Consider the following 20,722-nt stretch of genomic DNA (forward strand, 5'->3'; position numbering starts at 1 on the left):
CATAATTATCGAATATTTATTTTACATATTAATATTTTTTGCTAAACATATAACGAAAAAATTCGTACAAAAGAACAATACGTTTATATAAAAATAATGCTCTGAAATAGATTTTTTTATAAAAAAACAAATCACAAATATGTTTTTAAATGGTATTTTAAAAACATTAAACAAAAATATTTTTTTCTAACATTCCTCCATATATGATAATAAAATTTCTCGTTTACCAGTACTACTAGCAGGACCTATAACGCCTTTTTCTTCCATGCTTTCTATAATAGACGCAGCACGATTATATCCAATTCCCAATCGACGCTGTATGTAAGATATAGAAGCCTTATTATCCCGCAAGACAATATCTACAGCTTGTTTATATAAATCATCAGTGCAAGAAGAATTTTCCGACATTCCTATTCCCTGCTTCAATACCATTGTCTCTTTTATATCAATATAATTAGCTTCTCCCTGTTTTTTCAGATGCGAAACGACCCTTTCAACTTCAATATCCGAGACAAAAGGCCCATGTATCCTTTGAACACGCCCTCCTCCTGTCATATAAAGCATATCTCCTTGACCTAAAAGCTGTTCTGCTCCTTGTTCTCCTAAAATAGTACGACTATCAATTTTTGAAGATACTTGAAAAGAAATTCTAGTAGGGAAGTTAGCCTTAATTGTACCAGTAATAACATCTACCGAAGGTCTTTGTGTTGCCATAATGACATGAATACCTGATGCGCGAGCCATCTGTGCTAAACGTTGTACAGCACATTCTATATCTTTCCTAGCCACCATCATTAGATCAGCCATTTCATCTATGACAACTACAATATATGGCATATGCTGCAAATCAAAATATTCTGTTTCATAAATAGCTTCACCTGTTTTTCGATCAAAACCAGTCTGCACTGTACGATTAAAGTCTTTCCCTGCATTACGATATCGTGCAATCTTAAGATTAAATCCATCAATATTTCGAACGCCTATTTTAGACATTTTTTGATATCTTTCTTCCATTTCACAAACCAACCATTTAAGCGTAGTGACAGCTTTTTTAGGATCAGTAACAACTGGAGTAAGAAGGTTAGGTATTCCATCATAAACAGAAAGTTCTAACATCTTGGGATCAATCATAATTAAACGACACTGATCCGGAGTCATACGATAAAGCAAAGATAAAATCATAGTATTTATAGCTACAGATTTTCCTGATCCAGTAGTTCCAGCTATTAAAAGATGTGGCATTTTAGCAAGATCAGCTACGACAGGTTTCCCTTCTATGCTTTTTCCAAGGTTTATCGCCAAATCACATTTATTTGTTTCAAAAACATTCGAAACAATCAAATCACTTAGTATAACAGTTTCACGCGTATCATTTGGCAATTCTATTCCTATAGCATTACGTCCTGGTATAACTGCAACACGTGCTGAGATAGCACTCATAGATCTGGCAATATCATCAGAAAGACCAATAATACGAGATGATTTTATTCCTGGAGCAGGTTCTAATTCATAGAGTGTAACAACAGGACCAGGACGAATATTAACAATCTCTCCCTGAATACCAAAATCACTTAACACACTTTTTAATATACATGCATTATCTTGCATAAGCTCTGTAGAAAAATTCGTTTTATTTTTACATGACTGAGATGTAAAAAGAATTTTTGTAGAAGGAAGATCAAAGTTCCCAGAACCATAATTCGTCATATTTAATTCAGGAATATTTCTAACTACATCAGTATCTAACTTCTGATCTTCTTGAATCCTTATTTTTGATTCAGAATCCATAACTTTAGAAAAACCCAAATCCAAAGTAGGTTCAATTTTTTCAAAATTATCACTCATAGATATACTAGAATTCCTTGAATATTTTTTAATCAAAAAAGATAAAAAACCAAATCTAAAAAAAACACTAATCCAATAATTTAACCTATTCCAAGTATGTTTTAAAATGCTTGGATTAATAACATCTGTTTGATTTTCATTTTGTTGATCAAAATTAATTGAATAATCTGAATTATTATGACGATCATTGGGTTTACTATTCAGTATAGTCCCAGAAGAAAAAAATAAAAGCAATATCATAGCCAAAAATAATACAAGTTGAAACAAAAGAAATCCTAATTCCCTCGGGTACCCTTCGAAAAAAAGAGCAGGTAGCCTTATGATTATATCACCAATTATACCACCAAAACCATTTTGAATAGGCCATGAATTAGATATAGGCAACGAGGAAAAAAAAGTTGCCGAAACCAAAAAGTTTATTAACCATGCAGTAAACCTTTGCGAAAAAAGATAAATCTTTTTATCAAATAATAACGAAAAAGCCCATACCGTAGGAGGAGGCAAACAAAATACGATAGCAATACCAAAGCACTGCATCACAATGTCAGAAAAAATAGAACCACCATATCCTAAAAAATTTTTAGGTAAACGAAGAGTAATATATGAAAAGCTAGGATCATATACATCCCAAGTAGCTAAAGATAAAATGATGGAAAATAATAAACAAAGTAATATCAGCCCAGCAAAGATTTTTATTTTCTTTTTGCACCAATCTGACAACAAAAACTTCTTATTTTTATCTTCTATAATAAAAGATAGATTTTCAGACATTTACGATAAAACCATATTTCAAATTGTAAAAATATATTAGCTATAGAAAACTATTACACGTTTTGTTTAAAACGCTAGTCTATATATTAGTCATATATTAAAGTTAAAAATTAGTTCATCTTTTGTATAAAATCAGTTAAATATAACCTGAATAATGATGATGTCATAATCAACCTTTATTTAAATACTGAAAAATATATCTTATTATTTCTACATCATTTGAAAAGAGAAATATAAAATGATATTGCCATTTTTATTTTTTCCCTGTTATGATATATGAAAATTGGATTTGATTTTGTAAAAAAAACAAGCATTACTTGCGTGATTAAGGATATACAATATGTGTCAAAGACCTTTAATGCCCAAAGCTAGCGCTGTATGGCTTATAGAAAACACATCTCTTTCTTTCGATCAAATAGCGGAATTTTGTGGTTTGCATCTTTTAGAAGTATTAGCTATTGCTGATGGAGAGTCTTTACAAGGGATAAAAGGTTTAAACCTAATCTCTTCTGGACAATTGTCTCCCGAAGAAATAAGTAAAGGAGAAAAGGATAAAAATTACAAATTAAAAATATCTAAACCACCACAATCTTACACAATTGAAACTACTAAAAAAAAGAAACGATATACTCCTGTATCGAAACGTCAAGATCGACCTAATGCAATACTGTGGTTGATTAGAAATTATCCTAAACTTAAAGATTCGCAAATTTCTCATTTGGTTAGTACTACTCGTGCAACTATAGAACAAATCCGTAATAGAACGCATTGGAATACAGCAAATCTAGTGCCTATTGACCCTGTAACACTAGGTCTTTGTTCTCAAATTGATCTAGATTCAGAGATAAAAAAGAGTTTAAAAAATATAGAGGGAAAAAATGATAAAATAATCAGCGATATATCTAAATCTTCTTCCTAGTAGAATACAAAATATTTAATTTCTTGATACTAATAAATTAATTTTAATCTAAAAAATTGTTTTCTCATATAAATATTATTCTGTATTTAAACTATTTTAAGATGGACGTTTTCCGAAGATACCAGAACCTATGCGAACGCTAGTTGCACCCAATGCAATGGCTAAAGCGTAGTCTTTTGTCATTCCCATGGATAAATTATTTATCTCACATTCTCTAGCAATTTTAGATAACAAACGAAAATGAGGCTCAGGGTTAACCTTAGCAGGAGGAATACACATCAATCCTTCGACATTAAGACGATATTTTTGTCGACATAAAACCACGAAATCTTTTGTTTCACTAGGCATTATACCAGACTTTTGTATCTCATGCCCAGTATTAACTTGAATATAAACAGGTAAAAAACGGTTTTGTTTTACCATTTCAATAGACAATAAATTTGCTATCTTCTCTCTATCAACTGTTTCAATGACATCAAACAATGAGACAATATCAGATAATTTATTAGATTGCACAGAACCAATAAATCTCAATTGTACTTTCCATTCTTTTCGCAAAGGAATCCATTTTTTTTTTGCTTCTTGTAACTTGTTTTCTGCAAAAATTAATTGTCCAAAAGACAAAGCAGATCTAATCTTTTGAATATCAACCATTTTTGAAACAGCAATCAAAGAAACACTTCCTTTTGGACGTCTTGAAATGAATTCATTATGTTCAATTCTTTGTTTAAAAATCTGTAATTTACTTTCTAAAGACATAACTATACTATAATATTTCAATTGACATAATGCAATATAATCCACTAGGGTATATAATTTAGTTGATTTTTAAATTAATCCTCGCTTTTACTAGCTAGATAGTAGTATTTTTTTCTTTGCAGGCATTAAGATGGAAAAAAGGAAGTATTCTCCTCAAGAGACCGATTATAAATGGCACAATGCCTGGCATGAAGCAGGTATTTTTAAAGCTGACAACAAAAAAAAACAAAAAAAATATTTTGTACTTGAAATGTTTCCTTACCCATCAGGTAATATCCACATGGGACATTTACGTAATTATGTAATAGGTGACGTTGTATCTCGTTTTATGATGGCACATGATTATTCTGTTTTTCATCCTATGGGTTGGGATGCTTTTGGAATGCCAGCAGAAAATGCTGCACGAGAACACAATATTCATCCCAAAAAATGGACTTATGATAATATTAAAGTTATGAAAGAACAACTCCAATCTATAGGATTATCTATAGATTGGAGCAAAGAATTTGCTACTTGTGATGTTGATTATTATCATTGTCAGCAATTATTATTTTTAGATTTCATGAAACATAATTTAGTTGTTCGCAAAACTGCAAAAGTAAATTGGGATCCTGTAGATCAAACTGTTCTTGCTAATGAACAGGTCATAAATGGTCGTGGATGGCGTTCTGATGCATTAATTGAACAACTTAATTTATCTCAATGGTTTTTTAAAATATCCGATTTCTCACAAGAATTACTTGATTCTATTGAAAATCTTTCTGAATGGCCAGAAAAAGTTAAAATCATGCAAACAAATTGGATAGGACGATCCGAAGGAATAGAAATTAGATGGGAAATTATTCCAAATACTATAGATCATGCTGAAGAAATTTCAATATATACAACAAGACCTGATACGATTTTCGGTTCATCTTTTATAGCCATCGCTGTAGACCATCCAATTTCTAAAAGATTATCATGCAAGAAAAAGGATATCAAAGAATTTTGCGACAAAGAAAAACAACAAGGAACTTCTCTATCTGAATTAGAAAAAAATGAAAAAAAAGGGATTAATACTGGTATACTTGTCAAGCATCCTTTAGATAATAATTTAGAAATACCTGTTTATATAGCAAATTTTGTTTTTATAAACTATGGAACTGGTGCTATTTTTGGATGTCCATTTGCTGATCAAAGAGATTTGGATTTTGCTCGCAAATATAATTTACCTATTATTCCTATAATGGAAGGCCATGACATCGACATTGCTAATGGCAAGGCTTTTAATGACAATGGTATAATGATTAACTCATCATTCCTTAACGGAATGGAAAATACAGAAGCTTTGCAGGCTATAATATTATATTTAGAAGAAAAAAATCTTAAAGGATTTCCTATAGGAAAGAGGAAAGTGTACTTTCGTTTGCGTGATTGGGGTATATCTCGTCAACGCTATTGGGGATGTCCTATTCCAATTATTCACTGTAAAAAATGTGGTATTGTTGAAGTCCCCAAAAAAGATTTACCTGTGCAATTACCAGAAGAAGTAGATTTTACCATATCTGGGAATCCACTTGATAATCATCCTACTTGGAAAAAAGTTTGTTGTACCAAATGTGGAGCAGAAGCTGTACGTGAAACAGATACTATGGATACTTTTGTAGATTCTTCATGGTATTATATGAGATATATTATGCCACACGCAAAAAATCCTATTAATAAGGAATTAGTTGATTATTGGTTGCCTGTAGACCAGTATATCGGTGGTGTTGAGCATGCTATATTACACCTTCTCTACGCTAGATTTTTCGCTCATGCTATGAAAAAAATAGGATACATTAATAATGAAGAACCATTCAAACGTCTATTTACTCAAGGTATGGTTGTTCATGAAACATATTACCAATTAAAGGGAATAAATAATAAAAATTTTCTTAAACCAGAAGAAATATTTTTTAAAAAGATAAACGATAAAAATTGTGCATTTCGCATTTCTGATAATTCTGAAGTAATAATAGGCTCTTTAGAAAAGATGTCAAAATCAAAAAAAAATGTAATAGATCCTATTCAAATAATAAAATCTTACGGTGCAGATACCGCTAGATTGTATGTTTTATCAGATTCTCCTCCAGATCGTGATCTTATATGGTCTAGTAACGGAGTAAATTCCACTTACCAGTTTATACAGAAGATGTGGCGATTAATTTATGATGCTAAAGATGAATTACAAATATCATTAACAGAAAAAGATATGTCTATTACAAATAAATCTAAGACAATTTTGAAAAAAATAGAAGAAAATTATAAAAAATTCTCTTTTAACAAAGTTATAGCTAATATTCATGAACTAATAAATATCTTAAGCAAACCGCTCATAAAAATTGCTTCAAAAGAAAGCTCCAAAATTACAAGATCTACTATTCGAGATATTTTAGAAAAATTAATCATTGTAATATCTCCCATAATTCCACATTTTGCAGAAGAATGTTGGCAATTATTAGGTAATACAGGATTAGTAGCTCAAAAAAAATGGCCAAAAATTGATTATAATGCAGAACTTAACACGGATATTGTCATTCCAATACAAATAAATGGCAAAAAAAGGGGATATATCACGGTACCGATTGATTCAGAAGATGATTTCATAAAAAAAACTGCACTGGATTTAGATATAGTAAAGAATATATTAAAAGGTAAAATACCTAAAAAGATTATTCTTGTTTCAAAGAGGATAATAAATATTGTTGTCTAAATATATATCTCTAATATTTGTTTTTTTAATTTGTTTCTTCTTTACTAGCTGTAAAATGTATCCTCTACACTATGTTGGAAGTAAAGATAATTTAAAATACATATATCCTATTAAAATATCAGTTATTAGTAATATTGATAAACAAGAAATACAGGATAATCTTATTTCCTTTACATCTAATGTTCTAACAAAACAAAGATATCAACTCAACATAGTGGTAAAAGCAAATATAGATAATTCAATTATTGATGATAATTTCAAAAATACAGGAAGAATTACCTTAGAAGCAAATTATAGCTTAATAAAAGTCCCAGAAGGAGAAATCTTATATAAAAATCGTACTTATGTAACTTCTATATTTGATTTTTCAAATCAAAAATTTTCTACAATGAGATCTATTAAAAATTCAAAGAATAATGCTATCCAAGAATTATCAGAAAATATCTACGTTGATATTATAAGTTTCATAAAAAACATCGAATAATAAAATGCCCATAATCAAATCATATGAATTCATTAAAAAATCCACCCAAGAACTTTGTCTTTCTCATTTTGTGTTCATTTTTTATGGATCAGATAAAGGATTAATATTTGAATTAATTAATAAATTTAAAGAAAGAATACGTATTACGTATAATAATTCATTTGATATTATTGTGCTAAATTCTATAGAAATTCAAAAAGATCCAGTAATATTGTGGAATGCAATAAATTCAATAGGTTTATTTAATGAAAAAAAAATAATTTTAATCGAAAACCTATCTAATGAAAAAAACGTTATTAAATGTTTAGAAGAAATAATTACAGAAAATAATAATAATAGTACTATTATTATTAAGTCTTATGAAATGAAAAAAGGGAATATTTTAAAAAAGATAGCAGAAAAATTTAAAAATGTTCTTGCTATATCTTGCTATCCTGATACTAAAATTGATTTAATGAACTTAATAAAAGAAAATCTATTATTAAATAAAAAATCAATTTCTATAGAAGCAAAAAATATATTACTTGAAAACTTAGGAGGAGATAGAATTTCTTCTAGAAATGAAATTCAAAAATTATCATCTTATTGTTTAGAAGATAGTTTAATAACAGAAGAACATGTAAAAAATATAATTTGTGATACGCACGTATTATATATTGAAGAAATTATTAATGCTGTTTTACAAGGGAAAACATATAATGCGATTATGCTAACTGATTTTTTTTTTACATCAAAAATGTCTTCACATGCTCTACTACATGGATTTTTACAAAAATTTCAGTTATTAGATAAAATTCATATAGAAAAAGAATACTCTAATATATCATTTGAACAAATAATCCAAAAAATTGAAAAAAACATTATTCCTAAAAAAAAGATATTATTACAAAAATCCTTACAAATTTGGAATAAAGTTATTGTAAAAAAAGCTTTATATAAAATCGCTCAAACAATTAGTATTACAAGAAAAAAAAGATCTCTGGAGAAAAGTATAATATATCAAACTATATTACTAATTTCAGAAATACCTAATAAAGGAAAAGCTCCTTATGATAACATGTAAAGATATGAGATATTTAAGAATCATTTTCACCTAATAAAGAACATATTAGCTTGAATTGATCATTATTTTCATATTTAATACAAAATTGACCTTTATTATTGCTATTTTTTATACAAACATTTAAACCAATTACAGTAGATATCTTTTTTTCTAAATCAGAAAAATCATTTTTTTTACTAATATTTGTTTTAAATGGTTTGTTGATTATTCCTTCTTTATTATATTTTCCTTTAACCAATTCTTCTGTATCACGCACTGACATTTTTTGATCAACAATAATTTTTGCAAGAGTTAAAGGATCAGATGTTAAAACCAAAGCACGAGCATGACCTAAAGAGATATCTTCTTTACAAATCATATCTTTAACAGAATCAGGTAGTTTTAAAATCCTCAATATATTTGCAATGTGACTACGACTTTTGCCTACAATAGATCCTAAATCATTTTGTGTATATCCATATTCAGAAATTAATTTTTCATACCCCAAAGATTCTTCTAAAGGATTTAAATCTTTACGCTGAATATTTTCTATGATTGCAATTTCAAGAGAAGATTTATTATCTATATTGCGAATAATAACAGGAATATCTGATAAAGAAGCCATTTTAGCAGCTCGAAAACGTCTTTCACCAGCAATTATTTTATATAATCCATTATCTGTTGCACGCACAATTATTGGCTGTATTATACCATGAGATTTTATTGATTCACAAAGTCCTTCTAATTCTTCTGAATCAAAATAATCTCGAGGATTACTAGGATTAGGCACTATAGAATGAATCGATATATAATTTTGAGATTCAAATGAATCTTTTCTTTTTTTTTCACTAGAATCAATAGATGGACTAATATCTCCAATCAAAGTAGCAAGTCCACGACCAAGACGACGTTTAGAATAATTATTTGACATTTTTCCTCCTCAAACAAATTAAGCAGCTTCTTTTCTTTGACGTTCTTGTTGTATTAATTCTGAAGCTAATTTTAAATATGCCTGACTTCCTGCACATTTTATATCATATATAATAGCAGGTTTTCCATGAGATGGAGCTTCGGAAATTCTAACATTTCTTGGGATTACAGTATTATATACTTTTTCTCCAAGATTATTCCTAACATCAGAAACAACTTGTTGAGATAAACTATTCCTAGAATCAAACATAGTTAATATAATACCTTGTATATCAAGAGAAGAATTAACCGTACGACGAACTTCCTCAACTGTTTCTAAAAGCTGACTTAATCCTTCTAAAGCAAAAAATTCACATTGTAGCGGAACCAGTATTGAATCAGAAGCTGCCATAGCATTCATAGTTAACAAATTAAAAGAAGGAGGACAATCTAGGAAGATATAGGAAAAATCGCTTTTTAATTGGGAAGACAAAGCCTTATCAAGACGAAACAATCTATCTTTTTCACTACCTATCTGCATTTCTATTCCTAATAAATCCATAGTAGAAGGAATAATTGATAACTTAGGAATAGCGGTTTGAATTAAAACTTGATCAATGTTTTTTTCTCCGACTAATACTTCATATGAAGAATATTCTCTATTTTCCAATTCAATTCCAAGTCCAGTACTAGCATTACCCTGAGGATCTAAATCAATCAATAAAACATTTTCTCCAATAGCTGCTAAAGCAGTAGAAAGATTAATAGCTGTTGTAGTTTTACCTACTCCTCCTTTTTGATTAGCTATAGTAATAATACGACTATTTTTCCCTTTCATGACTACCCCTTTAGTATTTAAGACTTTAGAATACGATTTACATGAGATATTTCTAAAACAATAGAATCATTCTTAACAAGGCTATTATGTTTTATAAAAGAAAAATTCCATTCTTTCTTTGCTTTATAAATTTCTAATTCATAATTACATCCTTTATAAAAAAAAGCTTTAGTATGAACGTTTTTCGAAAGCCAAGGAAAACTATATTCCAAAAGATTATCAAGACTTGCTAATGCCCTTGCAGATATAACATCACATTTTGTAATTATTTTATAAGCATCTTGAATACGGCAATGAAAAACCTTGCCCCTGGCTTCGGTTTTCTGAATAACATATCGCAAAAAACTAGCTTTTTTGTTATTAGATTCAACCAAATTAACCAATCCTCCACCAATACTTGCAAGTTGAATAGAAGTAACAATTCCAGGAAAACCACCTCCACTACCAAGGTCAATCCAAGTAGAAGGATAAGGATGCAATTGGAATATTCTCAAGCTATCTTCAACATGACGTTCCCAAAAAAAATCTACAGTAGAAGATGATACTAAATTTATTTTTTTTGACCATTTTAGAAATAAAAAATGAAAATACTCTAATTTTTCTAATGTTTCACGTGAAACATTATATTTGTTTAAAAAATAATTTTTTCTCAATATACCACTCAAACCGTAATATTTTATATTAAACTATTTTATTTACCTTTATAGCAACATTTTTTTTAAGATAAATCAATAGTAAATTTAAAGCTGCAGGAGTCATACCTTCAATTTTAGACGCCTGTAACAAATTAAAAGGTTTTACGCGAGATAATTTCTCTTTTAACTCATTAGACAATGCAGGAAGAGAATAATAATCAAAATCATTTGGAATCAATCTCTTTTCTTCAAATCTAATTTCTCTTGCTTCTATCATTTGCCTATTTGTATAAACACTATAAGTAGCTTCAATCTGAAGCCTTTCAAGGACAATTGAAGAAAATTTACATGCATCAGGACATATAGAAAAAAGATTTTTAGTAGAAAAATCTGGATACGACAAATAATCATACGCAGTAATAATTTTTCCACATTTTTTAAGAGACATAAAAGAAGAAGTATTTTTGGAAGTTAAAACCAAAGATCTAAGCATGTTACTAAGAAAATTATATTCTTGCATGTAATTTTTAAAACGCTCTATTCTTTTATTCCCAACGCACCCCCATTCTATACCAATAGGAGTTAATCTATTATCAGCATTATCTGGACGAAGAGAAAGGCGATATTCCGAACGTGAAGTAAACATTCTATAAGGCTCTAAAACTCCTTTAGAAGTTAAATCATCTATCATAACTCCAATATAAGAATCAGTTCTACTAAAAAAAACACAATCTAATCCTTTAGATTTTCGAGCAGAATTGATGCCAGCAACCAATCCTTGAGCAGCTGCTTCTTCATATCCTGTCGTTCCATTGATTTGTCCAGCTAAAAACAAACCAGAAATTTTTTTATTTTCTAAAGTTGGGAATAGTTCTTTAGGATTTACATAGTCATATTCAATAGCATAACCAGGACTAATAATCTTTACCTCTTCTAAACCTGGAATTGTGCGAATAAATTGATGTTGTATTTCTTCTGGTAAGGCGGTAGATATCCCATTAGGATATACTATATCAGTATTAAGTCCTTCTGGTTCTAAAAAAACCTGATGCCCATTACGTTCTCCAAACCTAATGATTTTATCTTCTATTGATGGACAATATCGCGGGCCAGAAGATTTAATATCACCTGAATAAATAGCAGAATGTTTTATGTTATCAATAATAATACGATGTGTATCTAAATTTGTTCTAGTAATTCCACATTCAACTTGCTTATTAGTGATTTTATCTGTCATAAAAGAAAAAGGAACTAAATTATCATCCGCATATTGTTTTTCTATTTTTTCCCATAAAATAGTTCTTCCATCAAGTCGAGCAGGAGTCCCAGTTTTAAGACGCCCTATATCAAAATTAAACTTCATAAAACTATCCAAAAGAGCATTTGATGGAATATCACCCATCCTTCCTGCTGGAATTTTTAATTTTCCTATATGTATAATACCTCTTAAAAATGTTCCTGCTGTTAAAACTACAGAAGAACATCTTATAACATTATTTTCTTCCATTGTTATAGAAGTAATTCTATTGTTTTCTACATTAAAGGCCGTTACCGCACCTTGGATTACATCTATATTTTCTTGAGATAAAATTTCTTTCTGCATAGCCGAACGATATAATTCTCGATCTGCTTGAGTTCTTGGGCCACGTACTGCTGGTCCTTTTTTAATATTTAATATACGAAACTGAATACCAGAAGCATCAGCAATACGACCCATTAAACCATCTAAAGCATCTATTTCTCTAACAAGATGACCTTTCCCGAGCCCTCCAATAGCAGGATTACACGACATAGCTCCTATAGTAGAAATTTTATGGGTTATAAGAGCCGTATAAGCACCTAGTCTTGCTGCTGCTGCTGCCGCTTCACAACCAGCATGTCCGCCCCCAATAACGACAACATCATAAGACCTATTTATCATAACTTACCTCATATTGCGAAAAATCACTTTCCTATACAAAACTTTGAAAAAATTATATCAAGTAATTGTTCTACATCAACATGTCCTGTTATTCTCCCTAAAGAAGATGATGCCAAACGTAAATTTTCAGCAATAATATCTAACCTAAATTCTTCTTTATCTAAAGAAATCATTTCTAAATATTCTATAGTTTTAGATAAATGTTCTAAATGTCTTTTATGACTAGGAATAGAAAAAGAAATTTTATTAAATTTATTAGAAATAATAAATTTAATTTTATTGATTAATTCTTCTAAGCCTTCTCCTGTAACGCTAGATATAATCTGATCATATTTTTGAAAATTAGTAGTATGAATATCGCTTTTTGTCCCAACAAAAATAAAATCAATATTGTTAGGAAAAGAAATTTCTGTTTTTGAATTAATTTCCTGCAATAATAAAATTAAATCAGCACTTTCTACTTCAATAAATGCTCTTTTAATACCTTCTTTTTCAACAATATCGTCAGTCTCACGAATACCAGCAGTATCCGATATTTTTACAAGATATCCTTCTAAATCTAAATCTATTGTAAGAATATCACGAGTTGTACCAGGAATATCAGTAACAATAGCAATTTCTCTTTTCGCTAGTGCATTAAATAAACTTGACTTTCCTGCATTAGAATTTCCTGAAATAACAATTTTATAACCATTACGAATAATTTCACCTAATCTTCCTCTAGATATATGAGAATAAATCTCATTCTTAAGAAGAAAAATATCATTCAATACTTCTGTAGAAAAATTTTTTTGAACATCTTCTTCATCTGAAAAATCTAAATCAGCTTCTATAAAAGAACGTATATATGTTAACTTATCTATCCATTTATTATATAAATTAGATAACTTTCCAGACATTCCTTCCATTGATAGACGACGTTGCATTTCAGTTTCAGAAGAAATTAAATCAGCTAAACTTTCCGCCTCAACTAAATCAATTTTACCATTTTCAAAAGCTCTACGAGAAAATTCTCCTGGATTTGCAAGGCGTAAATTTGGAATTTTTGCTAATTCTTCCAATATACTATTTATAACTGCAATACCACCATGAACATGAAACTCAGCAGAATCTTCACCTGTAAAAGATTTTGGTGCAGGAAAAGTAATCAATAAACCTTTATCTAGTATTCTATAATCTGAACTAAAAAAAGATCTCAACGATGCTATACGTGGAAAAGAATTTTTTTGCTTACATATAAATTCACAAACCTTAAAACAAGAAGGACCTGACAAACGAATTATAGAAATAGCTGATGGAGGACTTCCAGTTGATAAAGCAAAAATTGTTTCTTTTTTATAATCCATTAACAATTAATTTCAATAGTTTCAAAATTATTTTAAATCAATTTTGTTTATTCATAGAATAAAAAAATTCTTTATTATCTTTGGTTTGTTTTATCTTATCAATTAAAAATTCTATAGCATCAGAACTATTCATAGAAGAAACAACTCTACGCAACATAAAAACTTTTTGAAGATCTTGCTTTTCTATTAAATAATCTTCTTTACGAGTTCCAGATTTAATAATATCCATAGCAGGGAAAATACGCTTATCTGCTATTTTTCTTTCTAGAACTATTTCGGAATTACCAGTACCCTTAAATTCCTCAAAAATCACTTCATCCATACGACTTCCAGTATCTACTAATGCAGTAGCAATAATAGTAAGAGATCCACCTTCTTTTATATTTCTAGCTGCACCAAAAAATCTTTTTGGACGCTGAAGTGCGTTTGCATCCACTCCCCCAGTCAAGATTTTCCCTGAAGATGGCATTAAAACATTATAAGCACGACACAAACGAGTTATCGAATCTAAAAGTATTACAACGTCAAGTCCATACTCTACAAGACATTTAGCCTTTGAAATAACCATTTCAGCAACTTGTACATGACGAGCCGCAGATTCATCAAATGTTGAAGATATAACTTCTCCCTGTACAGATCTCTGCATATCAGTTACTTCCTCTGGCCTTTCATCAATAAGCAATACAATTAAATAACATTCTGGATGATTTTTTTTAATTGAATGAGCTATACTTTGCAAAAGAATTGTCTTACCAGTACGGGGAGGAGCAACTATTAAGCTTCTTTGTCCTTTTCCAATGGGAGCTATTAAATCAATAATACGAGAGGATATATCTTTATTTTCAGGATCATTCAACTCCATATTAAATCTCTTGTTTGGATAAAGGGGTGTTAAATTATCAAAATATATTTTGTTTCTCACTCTTTCTGGAACATCAAAATTAATAGAATTTACTTTTAAAAGAGCAAAATATCGTTCTCCTTCTTTAGGAGCACGAATTGGTCCTTCAATTGTATCGCCTGTTTTTAAAGAAAAAATCCTAATTTGAGAAGGAGAAACATAAATATCATCTGGACCAGCTAAATAATTAGCATCAGGAGAACGTAAGAAACCAAAACCATCTTGAAGAACTTCAATAACTCCTTCCCCTATAATTTCTACATCTCTACCAGATAAAACTTTTAATATAGAGAACATAAGTTCTTGCTTACGCATAACGTTAGCATTTTCTATATCAAGTGATTCAGCAAAAGCAAGAAGTTTAGTTGGAGACTTATTTTTAAGCTCTTGAAGCTTCATTTCAGACATAGATATACCACCTAGATTATATTTAATAATAAAAAACGAACAAATTAGGGAATAAAAAGCACAAAAGAAATATATGCTTTAAAGATACCAATCAACAAATACAAGAGCTAATTGATAACAACTATCAAATAGAATATATGAAAATGAATATAAAATCAAAAAAAAAACTAAAAAGGCTTTATAACAGATAAAAATACAATAACAATCATAACTAAAGTTGGTACTTCATTTATAATTTTAAAATATGTTGGACTGTGAGACGATTTTTTACAACGTAATTTTTTCATTAAAAAAGCTAAATAAATATGATAAAAAGATAGAATGAAAACAAAAATTACTTTTATACGCAACCAACCAATATTAGTATAAGAAGTTTTTAATGATAAATATATACCACATATCCATGACAATACCATAGCTGGATTCATTATAACTTTTAAAAGTCTTTCCTCCATAATTTCAAAAGTTTTATATTGATCTGTATGTGGCAATGATAAACTGTGATAAACAAAAATCCTTGGCATGTACAATAATCCTGCCATCCAAGATATTACAGATATTATGTGTATACTTTTTACACATAAATCAAATTTAGCCGTAAAAAAAAAAAATAAAAATAAAGATAAAAATAAAAATAAAAATAATGCAAGAAAAGCTATATTCTGTATTCTTTTACCCTTAAAGTCTGACAGTAAAAACTTCATTAATTATTCTCCAAACGTATATTTTTAACTAAATCAAAAACATTCTTAGGATCAACCTGAGGAGTAATGCCATGACCAAGATTAAAAATAAACGGACCAGAACTTAATGCATCTAAGATAGCATTAACTCCATCTATCATTACTTGATTGCCAGCTAATAAACGCATAGGATCAAGGTTTCCTTGAACAGGACCTTCCTTTTGAAGCTCAGAAGCAAATGATAGGGGAACAGACCAATCAAGCCCTATAGCGTCAGAATCAGTCAAACTACGATAGTTTTTAAGCATATATCCAGCACCTTTAGAAAAACTAATAAATTTAGCATTTTGAAATTTATTTCTAACTTTAGATATTATGCGACCAACCGACTTAGCAGCATAATTTTCAAATTCATATGCACCAAGACAACCAGCATGTGTATCAAATATTTGAATTACATCAACTCCTGAATTAATCTGAGCTATTAAATATTCTGCAGAAATATCAGATAAAAAATCTAAAAGCCAATTAAATGCACGAGGATTTTGATATGCAAAAAGACGATTTTTAGCATGATCTTTTATAGAACCACCAGATATCATATATGAAGCAACAGTCCATGGTGCACCACAAAATCCAATTAATGTTGTGTGAATAGGTAACTTTTTTCGTAAAATAGAAATAGATTTAAATATTGGCGAAAGATATTCAATAATCATATCAACATTTTGATTTAACAAATATATATCTTTATCAGTTATAGGATCCATTTTAGGACCTTCATTTTCTATAAAACGAACATTTCTACCTAGAGCATCAGCTATAACGAGAATATCAGAGAATAAGATAGCAGCATCAAAATTATATCTACGTATAGGTTGTAAAGTTAATTCTACAACACAATCAGGTGTATAACACATATCCAAAAAGTTTTTAAAATGTTTACGTATTTCCCTATATTCTGGCAAATATCTTCCTGCTTGTCGCATAAGCCAAATAGGTGGAGGATTAATTACATTTCCTTCTAAAACTTTAATTATTTTTTGTTTGTTTTCTTTCATAAATAATTAATTATTTTTATAAAAACTTATTATTATTATTGTGTGTAAATAACGGTAATTATTCTATAATACACACTATATTAAACTTATGAATAAATTATCTACAATTAACAGAAAAAATTTTTTTTTAAATGATTAATATTTTCTATAATTTATAGAAGATAAATCAATCACTTATCAAGTTATAATAATGTATAACAATTTAATAAGTTATTAAAAAGTTAAAATAGATGAATATTTCAATTCTTTGGAAAAATATGAAATTTATTCATAATAGGTTAATAATTAATTTACTTTTTTACAGGCAGTATATTAAATAATTATAAAAATATTTTAAAAGGATGCATGTAGTGGAAAAATAACTATTTAACAATGTATAAAATATTATGTCTTTATTATTAAAAAATGGTTTATATATATAAAAAATATGTCAAAAAATATTATTTTAGCATCTTCTAGTTTGTCTCGTAAAACAATCATGGAAAATTCTGGTATTGATTTTTCGATTGTGAAACCTAATATTGATGAAAGAGAAATAGAAAAAAAAATAGATATCTCCGATAGAAAAAGATCTGAAAAAGTTGCACTCATATTAGCAGAGAAAAAAGCTATAGAAGTAAGCAATAGATATCCTCAATCTGTTGTCATAGGATGTGATCAGACTATGTCTTTGGGTAATGATATCTATCATAAGCCTGCAAATATGTTGGAAGCAGAAAAAAACTTATTAAAATTATCTGGTAAGAAACATCGTATTGGAAGTGCATATGTTATAGTAAAAAACTGTAAGGTTTTATGTCACCATATTTCTATAGCACAATTGACTATGTACAAATTTTCTGAAGAATTAATTAGAAATTATTTAAAAAAAATTGGTAAAAAAGCTTTGTTAAGTGTAGGTTCTTATCAAATTGATAAAGAAGGTATTCAATTATTTAGCTCAATTAAAGGAAGTTATTTTGCTATAGTTGGACTTCCTATTACAGAACTTATTAATGATCTTAAAAAAGAAAAATTAATTGATTAATATTTTAAAAAAAACTATATATCAATAGTAGCAGATAATGAGTTTTCTTGTATAAATTCTCTACGTGGCTCCACTTCATCACCCATCAAACGAGAAAATAAGTCATCTGCTTGAGAAGCATCGTTTATTTTAACTCGCAATAAAGAACGGGTTTCTGGATTTAATGTAGTCTCCCAAAGCTGACTAGCATTCATTTCTCCTAGTCCTTTGTAACGTTGCATGGAAACACCTTTTCTACCTATAGAAAATACCGCATCTAATAGAGAACAAGGTCCTGTTATTTTTATTTTTTCTCCATTAAAAACCAAATATAGAATTTTTAAATAATTTTCCTCAATTCCTTCTGACAAGATTCTCTTATACTTAGCTCCAAAAGCAAGAATAGAAGATCCTTCGATAATAAATTGTTCTTTAACACCACGTGATATGCGATTAACTACTATATCAGAATTATTAATAATGCTACCAGACCAAGAACTTTCAGATTTTTCTATAATAAAATTTAATCTATTTGCTAACTTAGAAGCAAGATCTATATTAATTTCTTGATTACTTTCATAATTAAAAATACCAGAAATTACTGCTTGTTCAATTAATTTTCTATCATGGTTTGGATAAAAATTTCTGATTATCTTATCTATTTTTAAACCTTCATATATAAAATTTCGTAAATTATCTCCACTTATTGTTTTTGTATCATCACAATAAAGTTCTATTTTTTCCAAAAGAGATTGGTTTATTAAATAATCCTCAAGAGATTCTTCATCTTTAACATATTCCAAAGACTTGCCTCTTGTGATTCCATATAGGGGAGGTTTTATTATGTATAAAAATCCATTTTGTATTAAGGAGGGCATTTGTCTAAAAAAAAATGTTAAAAGAAGAGTTCTAATATGAGCTCCATCAACATCAGCATCTGTCATAATTATAATTTTATGATACCGTAATTTATTGATATCGAAGCTATCTTGTCCTATTCCTGTTCCAAGAGCAGTAATTAGGGTTCCTATTTCTTGACTTGATAGCATTTTATCAAACCTGGCTCGTTCTACATTCAAAATTTTTCCACGCAAAGGTAAAATTGCTTGGTTCTCGCGTGAACGACCCTGCTTTGCAGAACCACCAGCAGAATCACCTTCGACTAAGAATAATTCTGATTTTTTAGGATCTCTTTCTGAACAATCAGCTAATTTTCCTGGTAGCGATGCTATATCTAGAACACCTTTACGACGTGTAAGATCTCGAGCACGCCGAGCTGCATCTCTAACCATAGAAGCTTCTACAACTTTTTTTACTATAATTTTTGCTTCAACAGGATGTTCTTCTAGCCAAGAAGAAAGACCATCATTAACAAGACCCTCTACTACAGAACGAACTTCTGATGATACAAGTTTCTCCTTAGTTTGAGAAGAAAACCTTGGATCATGCATTTTTATAGAAAGAACTGATGTAAATCCTTCTCTACAATCATCACCAACAATTGATCTTTTATCTTTTTTAGAACCACAACTTTTTTCTACATAAGAAGTTATTTGACGGGTTAGAGCAGAACGTAGCCCTGATAAATGAGTCCCACCATCTTTTTGAGGAATATTATTTGTAAAACACAAAACATTTTCATGATATCCATCATTCCAACTCATTGCCAAATCAACACTAATATTATCCTTTAAGCCTTGGATTTTAATAGGATCTGGTATCAATGGCTTTTTATGTCTATTCAAATAAGAAACAAAAGCTTTTATACCGCCTTCATAACACATTTTTATTTCTTTAGACTGAGGGACACGTTTATCTATTAAAGAAATTTGTACGCCAGAATTTAAAAATGAAAGCTCTCTTAGCCTGTGCTTTAAAATATCATAATTAAATTCTTGAGTTGAAAAAATATCACTACTTGGCAAAAAAGTCACCTCTGTGCCAGTATCATTATAAGCATCACCTGTAACAGTTAATGGGCTATTTACTATTCCATTGATAAAGGAAATTTCATATATTTTTCCTTCTCGTTTAACTTTTAATTTTAACCAGGAAGAAAGTGCATTAACCACAGATACACCAACTCCATGCAATCCTCCTGATACTTTATAAGATTTTTGATCAAATTTGCCTCCAGCATGTAATCTGGTCATAATAACTTCTGCAGCAGATATACCTTCTTCTTTATGGATATCTGTTGGAATACCACGTCCGTTATCATTTACTGTACAAGAACCATCAATATTCAATGTGACAGTAATAATATTTGCGTATCCTTCCAGTGTTTCATCAATCGCATTATCTAAGACCTCGTATATCATATGGTGCAATCCAGATCCATCATCTGTATCACCTATATACATAGATGGTCTTTTTTTAACTGCGTCTAACCCTTTTAAAACTTTTATCGAATCAGCACTATAATTGGATTTTTTTATATCATTAGTCATATTTTTTTGG

16 protein-coding genes are annotated in these 20,722 nt (G+C 29.2%); 5 read left to right on the forward strand and 11 right to left on the reverse strand.

The features are described from left to right. Positions 1 to 186: 186 nt before the first annotated feature. Entirely contained in the window at positions 187 to 2,616 is a 2,430-nt protein-coding gene (locus GY664_RS02415; protein ID WP_333947869.1) for an FtsK/SpoIIIE family DNA translocase, read from the reverse strand. Positions 2,617 to 2,956: 340 nt separating this feature from the next. Here GY664_RS02415 and GY664_RS02420 point away from each other — a divergent pair, with 340 nt between their 5' ends. Then, positions 2,957 to 3,535, forward strand: coding sequence for a cell cycle transcriptional regulator TrcR (locus tag GY664_RS02420; protein ID WP_333947870.1), 579 nt, complete (start codon positions 2,957 to 2,959; stop codon positions 3,533 to 3,535). 96 nt (positions 3,536 to 3,631) lie between these two features. Here the strand turns inward: GY664_RS02420 and GY664_RS02425 are convergent, their stop codons facing one another. Next, complete coding sequence (locus tag GY664_RS02425; RefSeq protein ID WP_333947871.1) at positions 3,632 to 4,294, reverse strand: YggS family pyridoxal phosphate-dependent enzyme; 663 nt, start codon at positions 4,292 to 4,294, stop codon at positions 3,632 to 3,634. 130 nt (positions 4,295 to 4,424) lie between these two features. On the opposite strand from GY664_RS02425, the gene leuS reads away from it, so the two are divergent. From leuS to holA, 3 genes are read left to right on the forward strand one after another with little or no spacing between them, the layout of a single operon-like run. Further along, positions 4,425 to 7,028, forward strand: coding sequence for a leucine--tRNA ligase (gene leuS, locus GY664_RS02430; protein ID WP_333947872.1), 2,604 nt, complete (start codon positions 4,425 to 4,427; stop codon positions 7,026 to 7,028). Further along, entirely contained in the window at positions 7,021 to 7,512 is a 492-nt protein-coding gene (locus GY664_RS02435) for a hypothetical protein (protein WP_333947873.1), read from the forward strand. Before leuS ends, GY664_RS02435 begins: the two co-directional genes overlap by 8 nt. A 4-nt stretch (positions 7,513 to 7,516) precedes the next feature. Next, positions 7,517 to 8,575, forward strand: coding sequence for a DNA polymerase III subunit delta (holA, locus tag GY664_RS02440; protein ID WP_333947874.1), 1,059 nt, complete (start codon positions 7,517 to 7,519; stop codon positions 8,573 to 8,575). A gap of 13 nt (positions 8,576 to 8,588) precedes the next feature. Here the strand turns inward: holA and GY664_RS02445 are convergent, their stop codons facing one another. The 8 genes from GY664_RS02445 to hemE all read right to left on the reverse strand — a co-directional run bounded on the left by GY664_RS02445 (position 8,589) and on the right by hemE (position 17,256). Continuing rightward, complete coding sequence (locus tag GY664_RS02445; protein WP_333947875.1) at positions 8,589 to 9,485, reverse strand: ParB/RepB/Spo0J family partition protein; 897 nt, start codon at positions 9,483 to 9,485, stop codon at positions 8,589 to 8,591. Between the two features lie 18 nt (positions 9,486 to 9,503). Continuing rightward, entirely contained in the window at positions 9,504 to 10,301 is a 798-nt protein-coding gene (locus tag GY664_RS02450) for a ParA family protein (protein ID WP_333947876.1), read from the reverse strand. A gap of 17 nt (positions 10,302 to 10,318) precedes the next feature. Further along, on the reverse strand, positions 10,319 to 10,954 hold the full coding sequence (gene rsmG / locus GY664_RS02455; RefSeq protein WP_333947877.1) for a 16S rRNA (guanine(527)-N(7))-methyltransferase RsmG: 636 nt from the start codon (positions 10,952 to 10,954) through the stop codon (positions 10,319 to 10,321). A 28-nt stretch (positions 10,955 to 10,982) separates the two neighbouring features. Then, positions 10,983 to 12,857 carry a tRNA uridine-5-carboxymethylaminomethyl(34) synthesis enzyme MnmG gene (gene mnmG / locus GY664_RS02460; RefSeq protein ID WP_333947878.1) on the reverse strand — a complete coding sequence of 625 codons (1,875 nt, stop codon included), beginning with the start codon at positions 12,855 to 12,857 and terminating at the stop codon, positions 10,983 to 10,985. Between the two features lie 23 nt (positions 12,858 to 12,880). After that, on the reverse strand, positions 12,881 to 14,203 hold the full coding sequence (gene mnmE / locus GY664_RS02465; protein WP_333947879.1) for a tRNA uridine-5-carboxymethylaminomethyl(34) synthesis GTPase MnmE: 1,323 nt from the start codon (positions 14,201 to 14,203) through the stop codon (positions 12,881 to 12,883). A gap of 37 nt (positions 14,204 to 14,240) precedes the next feature. Continuing rightward, the gene (rho, locus tag GY664_RS02470; RefSeq protein ID WP_333947880.1) at positions 14,241 to 15,512 is read right to left on the reverse strand and encodes a transcription termination factor Rho; all 1,272 of its coding nucleotides are present in this window, start codon (positions 15,510 to 15,512) and stop codon (positions 14,241 to 14,243) included. Between the two features lie 167 nt (positions 15,513 to 15,679). Next, positions 15,680 to 16,216: a protoporphyrinogen oxidase HemJ gene (gene hemJ, locus GY664_RS02475; RefSeq protein WP_333947881.1), complete on the reverse strand. Its 537-nt coding sequence runs from the start codon at positions 16,214 to 16,216 to the stop codon at positions 15,680 to 15,682. Next, positions 16,216 to 17,256 (reverse strand): uroporphyrinogen decarboxylase, encoded by a 1,041-nt coding sequence (gene hemE / locus GY664_RS02480; RefSeq protein WP_333947882.1) that lies wholly within the window; start codon positions 17,254 to 17,256, stop codon positions 16,216 to 16,218. The genes hemJ and hemE overlap by 1 nt, the downstream gene beginning before the upstream one ends. Positions 17,257 to 17,683: 427 nt before the next feature. Here hemE and GY664_RS02485 point away from each other — a divergent pair, with 427 nt between their 5' ends. Continuing rightward, the gene (locus tag GY664_RS02485; protein WP_333947883.1) at positions 17,684 to 18,283 is read left to right on the forward strand and encodes a Maf family protein; all 600 of its coding nucleotides are present in this window, start codon (positions 17,684 to 17,686) and stop codon (positions 18,281 to 18,283) included. 14 nt (positions 18,284 to 18,297) lie between these two features. Here GY664_RS02485 and gyrB read toward each other — a convergent pair whose 3' ends face one another. Beyond that, positions 18,298 to 20,712 carry a DNA topoisomerase (ATP-hydrolyzing) subunit B gene (gene gyrB, locus GY664_RS02490; protein WP_333947884.1) on the reverse strand — a complete coding sequence of 805 codons (2,415 nt, stop codon included), beginning with the start codon at positions 20,710 to 20,712 and terminating at the stop codon, positions 18,298 to 18,300. Positions 20,713 to 20,722: the final 10 nt, after the last annotated feature.

This window comes from Candidatus Liberibacter brunswickensis (assembly GCF_036858155.1).
GTDB classification, from domain to species: Bacteria; Pseudomonadota; Alphaproteobacteria; order Rhizobiales; family Rhizobiaceae; genus Liberibacter; species Liberibacter brunswickensis.

Bases quoted from the DNA above. Each gene is read 5' to 3' on its own strand.
- GY664_RS02415 (WP_333947869.1), bottom strand. From the start codon at position 2,616: ATGTCTGAAAATCTATCTTTTATTATAGAAGATAAAAATAAGAAGTTT.
- GY664_RS02420 (WP_333947870.1), top strand. From the start codon at position 2,957: ATGTGTCAAAGACCTTTAATGCCCAAAGCTAGCGCTGTATGGCTTATA.
- GY664_RS02425 (WP_333947871.1), bottom strand. From the start codon at position 4,294: ATGTCTTTAGAAAGTAAATTACAGATTTTTAAACAAAGAATTGAACAT.
- leuS (WP_333947872.1), top strand. From the start codon at position 4,425: ATGGAAAAAAGGAAGTATTCTCCTCAAGAGACCGATTATAAATGGCAC.
- holA (WP_333947874.1), top strand. From the start codon at position 7,517: ATGCCCATAATCAAATCATATGAATTCATTAAAAAATCCACCCAAGAA.
- GY664_RS02445 (WP_333947875.1), bottom strand. From the start codon at position 9,485: ATGTCAAATAATTATTCTAAACGTCGTCTTGGTCGTGGACTTGCTACT.
- GY664_RS02450 (WP_333947876.1), bottom strand. From the start codon at position 10,301: ATGAAAGGGAAAAATAGTCGTATTATTACTATAGCTAATCAAAAAGGA.
- mnmG (WP_333947878.1), bottom strand. From the start codon at position 12,857: ATGATAAATAGGTCTTATGATGTTGTCGTTATTGGGGGCGGACATGCT.
- mnmE (WP_333947879.1), bottom strand. From the start codon at position 14,203: ATGGATTATAAAAAAGAAACAATTTTTGCTTTATCAACTGGAAGTCCT.
- rho (WP_333947880.1), bottom strand. From the start codon at position 15,512: ATGTCTGAAATGAAGCTTCAAGAGCTTAAAAATAAGTCTCCAACTAAA.
- hemJ (WP_333947881.1), bottom strand. From the start codon at position 16,216: ATGAAGTTTTTACTGTCAGACTTTAAGGGTAAAAGAATACAGAATATA.
- hemE (WP_333947882.1), bottom strand. From the start codon at position 17,256: ATGAAAGAAAACAAACAAAAAATAATTAAAGTTTTAGAAGGAAATGTA.
- GY664_RS02485 (WP_333947883.1), top strand. From the start codon at position 17,684: ATGTCAAAAAATATTATTTTAGCATCTTCTAGTTTGTCTCGTAAAACA.
- gyrB (WP_333947884.1), bottom strand. From the start codon at position 20,712: ATGACTAATGATATAAAAAAATCCAATTATAGTGCTGATTCGATAAAA.